General features: G+C 63.5%; 9 protein-coding genes and 1 pseudogene. 4 read left to right on the forward strand and 6 right to left on the reverse strand.

Features of this window, described 5'->3' with window-relative positions; all coding sequences use genetic code 11:
* Positions 1-701 precede the first annotated feature (701 nt).
* A pseudogene (locus RHODMAR_RS09270) lies at positions 702-2,019 on the forward strand (nucleotide-binding protein).
* 3 nt (positions 2,020-2,022) lie between these two features.
* Here the strand turns inward: RHODMAR_RS09270 and RHODMAR_RS09275 are convergent.
* Together RHODMAR_RS09275 and RHODMAR_RS09280 are read right to left on the reverse strand one after the other, a co-directional pair.
* Positions 2,023-2,220, reverse strand: a complete 198-nt coding sequence (locus RHODMAR_RS09275; protein ID WP_008713730.1) for a hypothetical protein — start codon at positions 2,218-2,220, stop codon at positions 2,023-2,025.
* 134 nt (positions 2,221-2,354) lie between these two features.
* On the reverse strand, positions 2,355-2,570 hold the full coding sequence (locus tag RHODMAR_RS09280; RefSeq protein WP_008713732.1) for a BldC family transcriptional regulator: 216 nt from the start codon (positions 2,568-2,570) through the stop codon (positions 2,355-2,357).
* Between the two features lie 168 nt (positions 2,571-2,738).
* Between RHODMAR_RS09280 and RHODMAR_RS09285 the strand changes: the two genes are divergently transcribed.
* Both RHODMAR_RS09285 and RHODMAR_RS09290 read left to right on the forward strand, forming a co-directional pair.
* Positions 2,739-3,122, forward strand: coding sequence for a DUF4229 domain-containing protein (locus tag RHODMAR_RS09285; RefSeq protein ID WP_008713733.1), 384 nt, complete (start codon positions 2,739-2,741; stop codon positions 3,120-3,122).
* Complete coding sequence (locus RHODMAR_RS09290; RefSeq protein WP_008713735.1) at positions 3,119-4,201, forward strand: PLP-dependent cysteine synthase family protein; 1,083 nt, start codon at positions 3,119-3,121, stop codon at positions 4,199-4,201. The genes RHODMAR_RS09285 and RHODMAR_RS09290 overlap by 4 nt, the downstream gene beginning before the upstream one ends.
* A gap of 6 nt (positions 4,202-4,207) precedes the next feature.
* On the opposite strand, the gene RHODMAR_RS09295 is transcribed toward RHODMAR_RS09290, so the two are convergent.
* The 4 genes from RHODMAR_RS09295 to RHODMAR_RS09310 form a co-directional block, all read right to left on the reverse strand.
* Positions 4,208-4,519: a hypothetical protein gene (locus tag RHODMAR_RS09295; RefSeq protein WP_008713736.1), complete on the reverse strand. Its 312-nt coding sequence runs from the start codon at positions 4,517-4,519 to the stop codon at positions 4,208-4,210.
* 5 nt (positions 4,520-4,524) lie between these two features.
* Positions 4,525-6,984 carry an aminopeptidase N gene (gene pepN, locus RHODMAR_RS09300; RefSeq protein WP_008713738.1) on the reverse strand — a complete coding sequence of 820 codons (2,460 nt, stop codon included), beginning with the start codon at positions 6,982-6,984 and terminating at the stop codon, positions 4,525-4,527.
* Positions 6,985-7,010: 26 nt separating this feature from the next.
* A complete protein-coding gene (locus RHODMAR_RS09305) occupies positions 7,011-8,423 on the reverse strand; it encodes an HNH endonuclease signature motif containing protein (RefSeq protein WP_008713741.1) in 1,413 nt (470 codons plus the stop codon).
* A 69-nt stretch (positions 8,424-8,492) separates the two neighbouring features.
* Positions 8,493-9,401: an NAD(P)/FAD-dependent oxidoreductase gene (locus RHODMAR_RS09310; RefSeq protein ID WP_042938551.1), complete on the reverse strand. Its 909-nt coding sequence runs from the start codon at positions 9,399-9,401 to the stop codon at positions 8,493-8,495.
* A gap of 76 nt (positions 9,402-9,477) precedes the next feature.
* Between RHODMAR_RS09310 and RHODMAR_RS09315 the strand changes: the two genes are divergently transcribed.
* Entirely contained in the window at positions 9,478-9,978 is a 501-nt protein-coding gene (locus RHODMAR_RS09315) for a MarR family winged helix-turn-helix transcriptional regulator (protein WP_008713747.1), read from the forward strand.
* The last annotated feature ends 103 nt before the right edge of the window (positions 9,979-10,081 follow it).

A 10,081-nucleotide genomic window follows, 5' to 3' on the forward strand; every position in this document is an offset into this window, starting at 1 on the left:
ATCCCAGGGTCGTTCCGCAGGCTCCACTCCTGCCGCGCAGCTGGTAGCGTCCGATCCGGCTCGATGGGGGAGACATCCGGGCCAGGATCTGGAGCGGGACGCGACACTGGGGGGAATCGGTCATGGCCGATCGGCACGAAAACAATTGGCAACCTGTCCGGCCACTGGACGAGGACCCGCCGGAAGAGCACGGTCCTGTGCGGTCCGGGCCGACCGAAGGAACGGCCGTCGAGACCGCGGACGTGCCAGAGGTGAAGCCAGCGGTACAGCGTGAGCCCTTCCGCTCCACGCCGATCACGATGCCGCCCGAAAGCAGCGAGAACCCGCCCATAGCGCCACCCGAGCCCCCGCGCGCGTCTGCTGCGTCGGCGCCGGATTCTGTTTCGCGTCCGGCTCAATCCCCGGTTGCGCCGAAGGCGGGATCCGGGTCGACCGAGGTCGGCGGCAAAGCCGAGACCGGAAAGCGCGCAGCGGTCGCAGATCCTGCCGCCGTTGCAGTAGTGCCTGCTGAAGTGGGGGAGAAGCCTGCGAACACATCGCCTGCAAAGTCTGCAGAACCACCGACATCTCGGGGGGCTTCTTCCGAGAAGTCGGCTCCGGTTCAGGAACGTCCTGTGAGTCCACAACCTGTGACTCCACGGCCTGTGACTCCACCGCCTGCGCCGCCACAGCCTCAGGGCAAGCAGAGTCAGAGCCCGCCGATGACGCCGGAACCACTTCCGCCCCGTCCCCCGACAACGCAGAACAATTGGGCACCGCAGAACCACGGTGGACCGCAGGGGCAGATGCCACCGCAGAAGCAGTGGGCCCCACAGGGGACGATGGGGCCCAGGAATCAGTGGGCTCCCCAGAACCACGGTGGACCGCAGGTGGCGATGGGTCCCCAGAGTCAGATGGGTCCACAAAATCAGTGGGCACCTCAGGCCGGCCCGTGGCCACAACCGGTACATCCGCCACACGCCTCGCATGAGGCCCAGCAGTGGCAACACGCCTCAGCGGGCGCGCAGGTTGTGGCCCCGCCGGTACCGGCCGTCGATCCGATTCGATCAGGTGATCAGTCGTTGCCGCATCCGGTCTCCGCGAGTGATCTCGGTGACTCGTTGCTTGTCCGATCGGCGAATACGGCCCCGGTGGCCGGGTGGCGTCGGGCGCTGTACTCGATGTCCGGCGGTCGAATCGACGTGGGCAACAGTGCCGCCCAGCAAAGACGTCTCGAGTTGACCGCGCAGGTCGATCGAACTCTTGTGGGGTGCCATCGCGTCGCGGTGCTCTCGCTGAAGGGTGGCGTCGGCAAAACGACGACGACGGCGACGCTGGGCTCGACGTTCGCCGAGATTCGGGGTGATCGAGTGATTGCGATCCGATGCGAACCCCGATCGCGGAACGCTAGGGCAGAAGGTGCCCTCCGAGACGACCGCGACGGTACGAAACCTGTTGCGCGACATGGATTCTCTCAAGCGATATAGCGACGTTCGGGCGTACACTTCGCAGAACGTCAATCGGTTGGAGGTATTGGCGTCCGATTCGGACCCTGCAGCGTCAGAGGCGTTCAGCGGTGAGGACTACGACCACGCGGTCGAACTGCTGGAGAAGTTCTACAGCATCGTCATCACAGATTGCGGCACCGGCCTGATGCATTCGGCCATGGAAAGCATTCTCGAAGGTACGGACACCCTCGTGGTCGTCAGCTCAGGATCGGTCGACGGCGCACGAAGCGCGTCGGCCACGCTCGACTGGCTCGATGCACACGGTTATCGCACTTTGGTGGCCAGTTCGGTCGCAGTGGTCAACGGCGTACGGCCCAGGGCCGGAAAAGTCGACTTGCAGAAGGTAGTCGAACACTTCGAGCAGAGGTGCGCTCACGTCCGAACGATCCCGTTCGATCCTCATCTGGAGGAGGGGGCCGAGATCGAGCTGGATCGTCTTCGTGGACGCACGCGGAAAGCACTGCTGGAAGTTGCGGCAGCGGTGGCGAGCGGGTTCCCGGACTCGCCCACCGCTTCTCGCCGCAGTCGATAACTTCTACTCGGTGGGTTCGGTACCGGCTTCGGTTCCGTCTTTCCCCCCGCGGCGAGCTTCACGATTGATTCGCCACAGAAATTCTGGATCGTCATCGGGTCCGACAGTCCGTGTCGGCTCAGGCCCACTGTTGGGTCCGAAAGCCTTCCAGAACAGCACAACCACTGCCACCAAGCCGATCAACGCCAATAGATAAATCACGACGCACCTCCTACTACGAGGGTAGCCGCGATTCAACAGCCTCCGCACCTGTCGGGCATCGCAAATTCCTGAGAATGTTCGATGATGTCGTCCGGGTGCGGACTACGAGGGTGTTCAGTCCCGGAAAGCCCAGATCAGTGGTGTGTTCCGGCTTCCGTGGTCAGGGACGTCAGTAGCTGCATGACCTCGGTCTCACGGAATCGACGATGGCCACCGGGGGTACGGAGGGACCCGAGGCGTCCGGCGTGTGCCCAGCGCGTCACGGTCTTGGGGTCGACGTGAAAAAGCGCGGCTACCTGACCCGGGGTGAGAAGTGAGTCCTGAGCTTTGTGGAATGTGGGTGCGCTCATCTGTCGTTTCCTCCTACGATGCGGTTCGGAGCATGTGCGTCGAACCGGAGATATCGGTCTGCGGTGTTCGGAACCCATGGTTGCACTCGAACCCCTAGGTACTCGACTGATACAAGGTTGGTAAAGGGGAGGTAATAGACAAATCGGTCACCGAACGGGTGGGATGGAATGCGATACGAGCCCGGTAACCTGGGACTCGTGAGTGAAGCGACGAATGCCGACAACAGCGAACCGACCAGCGGGAATGCCGTGCAAGGTAGGTCGGCGAAGAAGTCCCTCGCCGTGAACCTCGGTACATACACCTTCGCGCGACTTGGACTCGTCATCGCGATCGCGGTGGCGATCGTCGGCGTCGGTTTACTGTTCGGCGTAAAGGTTCCGGTTCTCGTGGCCGCAATTTTCGCAGTGCTGATCTCGCTCCCGCTGTCGCTGCTCCTGTTCAAGAAGATGCGTATCCGCGTCAACGAGTCCATCGCAGCAGTCGACGAGGACAGGCGCGCCGCGCGCGCGGACCTGCAGTCGAAGCTGCGCGGTGAAGACGGCAAGAAATGACCAGATCTATCGACCAGTCGGGATCACGGGTGTGGGTCGACAACGCCGTCCGGCTGATCGAGGCCGACTCCCAGCGCAGTGCCGACACCCATTTGCTGCGCTACCCCCTCCCCGCGGCATGGGGAATCTCGCTCTACCTCAAAGACGAGTCCACCCACATCACGGGCAGTTTGAAGCATCGGCTGGCCCGATCGCTGTTTCTGTACGCAATCTGCAACGGTTGGGTCACCGAACACACGACGGTGGTCGAAGCGTCGTCGGGCTCCACGGCCGTGAGTGAGGCGTACTTCGCCGGACTTCTCGGCCTGAAGTTCGTTGCGGTGATGCCACGGAGCACCAGCCCGGCCAAGGTCGCTCTCATCGAGTCTCATGGCGGGCGGTGTCACTTCGTCGATCGGCCTGGCGAGATGTACACCGAAGCGCATCGACTCGCGGCCGATCCGGACTGCCACTACATGGATCAGTTCACCCACGCTGAGCGCGCCACCGACTGGCGCGGAAACAACAACATCGCCGAGTCGATCTTCGACCAACTTCGGCTCGAGGAATGGCCCATTCCCGACTGGGTGGTGGTGGGGGCAGGGACCGGCGGCACCAGCGCAACCATCGGTCGGTACATCCGATATCGCAGACACGCAACGCAATTGGCCGTGGTAGATCCGGAGAATTCGGCTTTCATCGGCGGTTACGAGACCGGTGACGCAGGCTTCGAGACAGGCCTGTCCTCCCGCATCGAGGGCATCGGCAGACCGCGCGTCGAACCGTCGTTCGTCGGCCAGGTGATCGACCGAATGATTGCCGTGCCCGACGCAGCATCGGTTGCCGCTGCGAGATTCACCTCGGACGCACTCGGAAAGCGAGTGGGCGGCTCGACGGGCACCAATATCTGGGGTGCCTTCGGCTTGATAGCAGAGATGATCGCCGCAGGCCGGGGTGGAAGCGTCGTGACCTTGCTGTGTGACGGTGGAGACCGGTACTCACAGACTTATTTCGACGATGATTGGGTCTCGGACCAGGGTATGGACCTCGAGGAACCGACCGCCGCTCTGGACAGGTTCATTCGTACCGGGGTGCTCTGAAGCGGCCTACTTGCTCAGGACCACCGACGTCGCCGCAGTTGCAGCGGCCACGGTGCCGACAGCGGGCCACGCACCGATTTTCTTTGCAAGCGGGTGTGAAGCGCCGAACGCGAGCAGGTATGTCCCGAGCAGTACGCCGGCGCGGGCCGAGCCCGAGGACTTGTGCCACTGCGTCGTGCAGGCCACGCCGACTGCCGCCAATACCGCTCCGCCGAGTTGGCGATTGTGCGACTGTCGGGCAACGGCGAAGCCGCCGAGCAGGCCACCGGCGGCGAGTGCGGACGTGGCGATCGAGCGTCGAGCATCGTGGGTGGACATAACCGTCACTCTAGTCGCGCGTGCACCCGCAGACTCCGGGCCAGGTGATCCCTCTGCTCGATTACCAAGCGTCGCAGCGCAGCCGGGGCCCACTCGTGCTCGGCGAGCCACGCGTCTGCGGCGTCGGTCGATGACTGCTGCGGAAACAGCCGAACGACGATTCGCCGCGCGATCTCGATACTGCGCGAGGTCCACAACGACGAGATGGAGTCGAAGTACCTGTCGTCGTACGGCTCGGTCAGGTCCGGTCGCCGACCCGCTCCGAAGCCGGTGATCAGGGCATCGAGGACGTCGTTGGACGCGTCGTCGCGCTCGGTGATGTCACTCCAAGCCCGCGCCTTGACCTCCGCATCTGGTATCGCCGTCGCGGCCGCGGTATGTGCAGTGCGTCCCGAGGAGGTGTCGTCCGAGGCCAGTTCGGCGTCGAGCTCGGCCGCGGTTGCGTGGCCGGTGGCGGCGAGGGCCAACCAGAACGCCCAGCGCTGATCGGGATCGAGACGCAAACCTTCGATGGTCAGGGTGCCGTCGAGCAGCGCGCGTAGGTCCGGGGCAAGCACGTCGTCCAGCCGAGCAGTCGCCGCGACCGCTCGAGCCCACACCAGTTGGGCATCGCTTCCGGGCTCCGCTGCGTGCAGCTGACGCCCCGCCTCCTCGAGCCATTGCCGGGTGGGTTCGCTGCGCCGGTCTTCGGGGAGATAGTGCTCCAGCGCGTACGACACGTTCGCTGTGACCGCTGAGAGAAGACCGATCTTGGGCTCGCTGGGCGCGAATGTGGTTGCGACGTCGATGTAATCGAGTGGAGAGAGCTCGGCGTCGCGGGTGGAATTCCACAGCGCAGACCACACCAGCCCTCGTGCGAGGGGGTCGACGATTCGGTCTAGGTGGGCCCGCACGGTGGCGGTGGATCGCTCGTCGAAACGGATCTTGGCGTAGGTCAAGTCGTCGTCGTTGAGCAGAACCAAAGCGGCATCAGGAAGGTCGACCGGCGTTCGTGCTTCGGTGATGTCGAGTTCGTGGCGTTGGGTTCTGGTCAGATTCCCTGCCTCGTCCAAGTCGTAGAGCCCGACGGCAATACGGTGGGGCCGCGGATATGTCTGCTGGACGGCGTCGCCGGTGTAGGTCAGGGTCGAGACTCCGCTGGTCTGCAGCCAGGCTGCAGCCCAGGTGTCGAGGTCGCGCCCGCTTGCGGTGGACATCTCGCTCAGCAGATCCGTCAGTGTCGTGTTGCTGAAAGCATGGGTGCGAAAGTAGTTGCGAGAGGCCGCGAAGAAGGCGTCGGCACCCACGAATGCCCCCAGTTGCTTGAGGACGCTCGCCCCCTTGGCATAGGTGATGCCGTCGAAGTTGAGCTTGGCTGCCTCGAGATCGGTGATGTCGGCGACGATCGGATGGGTGGTCGGGAGTTGATCTTGCAGATAGGCCCAGGCCTTTCGACGGTTCGCGAAACTGACCCAGGCGTCGGTGAATCGGGTCGCCTCGGCCGACGCGTAGGCACCCATGTAGTCGGCGAACGACTCCTTGAGCCACAGATCGTCCCACCACTGCATCGTGACGAGGTCGCCGAACCACATGTGCGCCATCTCGTGCAGAATGGTGTTGGCTCGAGCCTCGTATTGGGCTTCTGTTGCTGCAGAACGGAATACGTACGATTCCGTGAACGTGACGAGGCCGGGATTCTCCATCGCGCCGAGGTTGTACTCGGGAACGAAGATCTGGTCGTACTTGCCGAACGGATACGGATAGTCGAATTTGTCGTGAAAGAAATCCAGTCCCCGCTTCGTGATGTCGAAGATGTCCTCCGCGTCGAAGTACTCGGCCAACGAAGCTCGGCACAGCGCGCCCAGGGGGACGGTGAGTTCACCTCGCGTCCAGGATGATTCGACGCGGTGATACGGGCCCGCTGCGACCGCGGTGATGTAGGTCGATATCGGCAGAGTCGACGCGAACGTGGTGACCGTGTCGTCCGTGATTCCCTCGCGGTTGGACAAGACCGTCCATGCAGACGGCGCCGCGACGGTCAGGGTGAACGAAGCTTTGAGGTCCGGTTGCTCGAAGTTCGCGAATACCCGTCGCGCGTCGGCGGGCTCGTACTGGGTGTAGAGGTAGACGCTGTCGTCGGCGGGGTCGACGAACCGGTGCAGGCCCTCACCCGATCGGCTGTACCGCCCACGCGCGCGAATCCGAACTACGTTGTGCTCGGTCAGCCCGACCAGCTGAATGCGTGCGCCGTCGTAATCGACAGGCGAGTCGGTGCCGTTGACTGTGACCTCGTCGACGGCGGCACCGATGAAATCCACCCATGTCGCGGCGGTGGTCGCATCGAATTCGATGGTCGTGACGGTCTCGAAGGTGTCGACGTCCATGTTCTCGGCGCGCAGGAGATCCAGGTGGACGCGATAGCTCACGTTGTCGATGTGGCGCGATCGCCTGCGAGTTTCGGTCCGGGTCAGATTCGCGGTGCTCACCGAACCAACCCTATGCGAGTCCTCCTTCACAGACTCGGCGCGGTGAAGTAGTGATTTCCGAGTGGATCGACGATGTGCATGACTCCTTCCGGGAGTAGTTCGGTGCGCCAGAGCTTGCGCGTCTTGAGGTTGTGGTGGAGCCGACAGCGCGGGCCGACGTTGGTCGAGATCGTCCAACCGCCTCGCGACGGGTCCTGTCGATCGAATTCGACGATGTGGTCGAGGTCGCACCGTTCCGAGGGCACGTTGCAGCCAGGATGCAGGCAGTACGGATGTTCGGCGCGTATCTGAGCCGCTAGAGCCCTACTGGGCACGTAGGTCAGTGCCCCCGGCGGCGGGAGCGTCATGCCTCCATGGCCGTCGGGATGTAAGGCGTGGACGCCGAGGGGATCGTGCTCGACGATTGCACGCCATCGCTCGATCAGCGTTCCTCCACCTGGCCGCGATCGCGGCGGAGGGTCGGGTGGCGCAGTGTCGGGTTGTGCCGGGTCGGGCGGCGAAGTGTCGGGTGCATCTTGCGTTGTCGGGAATTCGGGCCCTCGTGGTGCGGATCCGGCACTCTTGGTGGATGTTTCACCGACGGTGTCGGAATCTGTGTCCGAGGGGTCGGGTATCTCAGAATCCGGGCAATCGTGGTCGGGAGCTCCGGATGCCTCGGATGCCGCCTGATCCGCGACGCTGTTGCACGAGTTCAGGCAGGTCGCACACTCGCACTGCAGTGTTTCCCCACGCATGAGCGCAGTCTGGGCATCGCCACGTCGTTGATCGTCCGACCGTGGATCCTCCGGGTGCACGCGCGTGACCTCGGCATCGATTCGCGAGAGTTGTTCGTCGGCTTCGCCGTCGGTCATCAACGTAGTCAAGCTCGACAGGCCTCGTGCCCGTCGACGAAGCCGGATTCGCTTTTCGGTTCGCGCGGCACGGTCGCGCACAGCGCGGTCCCACTCCGCATCCGCTTCGATGAGCAGTCGGTCGATCTCGCGACCCAGGGTGCCTGGAGCCATTTCTACAGCGGCTTTGAGGATTTCGGTTTCGAGAGCGACGACCGTCTCCGGCCGGGCATGAAGCAGGTGATCGTGGATCGTCCTCACGCGCTCCAGGTCGAGCGAACCGTCGAGGAAACTGTGGCGCACGAGGGGGCTCAGTTGCCTCCACATTTGCACCTTGTTGTGGACGGCGGCGAAGGTGGACGACAAAGCGGCCGCCAGTTCGCACATTGCCGAGTTGTACAGATCTTTCTCGGTGACTCCGGTGTCCCACGGCGAGGCGCATGCCGTTCGGCCCCGGACGTAGTCGTCCATGAGTGCGAGTTCCGATGCGGCGGCCGCGTTGATCGTCCGGCGCGCGCCCAGAACGTCGGCGAGCGCAGAATGATCCCCCGTCGTGCACGCCACTTTTCGTAGCCCCATGTCACCCCCCAGCGACAAATGATCGAACATGCATTCGATCCTGTTGCCGAAAGTGTAGAACGGGGCACCGACACATTCGTCAGCCCTGGCGGCAGGGCGTCAGAACGTGCTGACAGCTCGGGTCACATCGACTTCGAGGAGGTAGTGATTGATGGCGATTGCCGCCTTCGAGCCGGCGGCGGCCGAACTGATCAACTGGGCGGGAGAATCCGAAACGTTTCCCGCTGCCCATAGACCCTCCACGCTGGTGAGGCCGGTCGGATCGGTGGCCACCCATCCGTTCTCGAGGCGGGTGCAACCGATCCGGGTGAGGAGGCTGTCGTTCGGGACGAATGTCGGGCCGACGAATACGACTGCTCGAGGCACGACCGTGCCGTCGGCGAGTTCGATGCCGGTGACAGTGCCGTCGCTGACGACGACCCGGGCAACCGGCGTGTCGACGATTCCGACCGACCTGGCGTCGAGCCTGAGGCGTTCGTCCTCGGTGAGCTCGACGCCGTTGGTGAAGAAAACGACGTCCTTCGACCACTGTCGAATCAGTGAAGCCTGATGGATCGTGAACGGTCGGTTGGATCCGCCGACAACGGCAATGGGCTGATCTCGGACCTCGTAGCCGTGACAGTACGGGCAATGCAGTACTCCCGAACCCCACTGCTCCTGGACGCCGGGAATGTCGGGCAGATCGTCGCGAAGTCCGGTGGCCACCAGGACCGATCGAGAATCCAGGACCGCGCCATCGCCGAGGCGAACGGCGAAGCCGTCATCGATTCGAGTTACATTGCCCTGCAAAACCTCTCCACCGAACCGGAGAACCTCCTGACGTCCCGCCCGAAGCAACTCGTGCGGTGTGGAACCGTCGCGCGAGAGGAAGTTGTGAACATGGTCAGCAAGAGCGTTGCGCGGTTCTTCGGCGTCGACGACGATCACGCGCCGACGTGCGCGAGCCAAAAGCGTTGCGGCACTGAGTCCGGCGGGGCCGCCGCCGATCACCACTGTGTCATAGGTCAAGAGGGCTCCTCGCGTCGATGGGGTAAGTTGTGAACCTAACAGAACTGTCAACTGGTTAACAATATTGGTGGTGACGATGACCGATGCATCGCTTCGTGAGCTGACGTGCGCACGGTGGGCCGAGTTCAATCCCGGACTGGACACCTCGCCGATGGAGGTGGTGGCCCAGATCAAACGAGTCGTCGCACTGCTCGAGCTGGCCGTCGAGCCGATCTACGCCTCCGCCGACGTCACCGTGGCCGAGGTGGAGTTGATGGTGCCGTTGCGCTACGCAGTGGAACCCGTGACGGCAGCTCGGCTGGCCGAGTTGCTCGGGATGACTCGTGCCGGCGTGAGCAAGGCGCTCGGAAAACTCGAACGGCGTAGCTTCATCGAACGCGTACCCACTGCCGAGGATCGGCGTTCTGCGTCGATCACGTTGACCGATGCGGGCAAAAGCATTGTGGACGAGGTCTTTCCCCGCGAGCTCGCAGCTCACGGACGACTGTTCGACGCGTTGGGTGCGAAGCGCGGGCGTGTTCTCGACGCCTTGGATGTTCTCGCCGAGTCGATGGAGGATGGTGTGTCATCGCAGTGACAACCCCATCTACCTGCAACGCCGCTACGCTCGGATTCACGTGCAGGGCGACTCGGGAGACAGCACAGTGAACAGATTTCAGAAATCGGCAGCAGCGGTCAAC

Origin of the sequence: Rhodococcus sp. AW25M09, assembly GCF_000333955.1 — a bacterium.
Classification (GTDB): Bacteria; Actinomycetota; Actinomycetes; order Mycobacteriales; family Mycobacteriaceae; genus Rhodococcoides.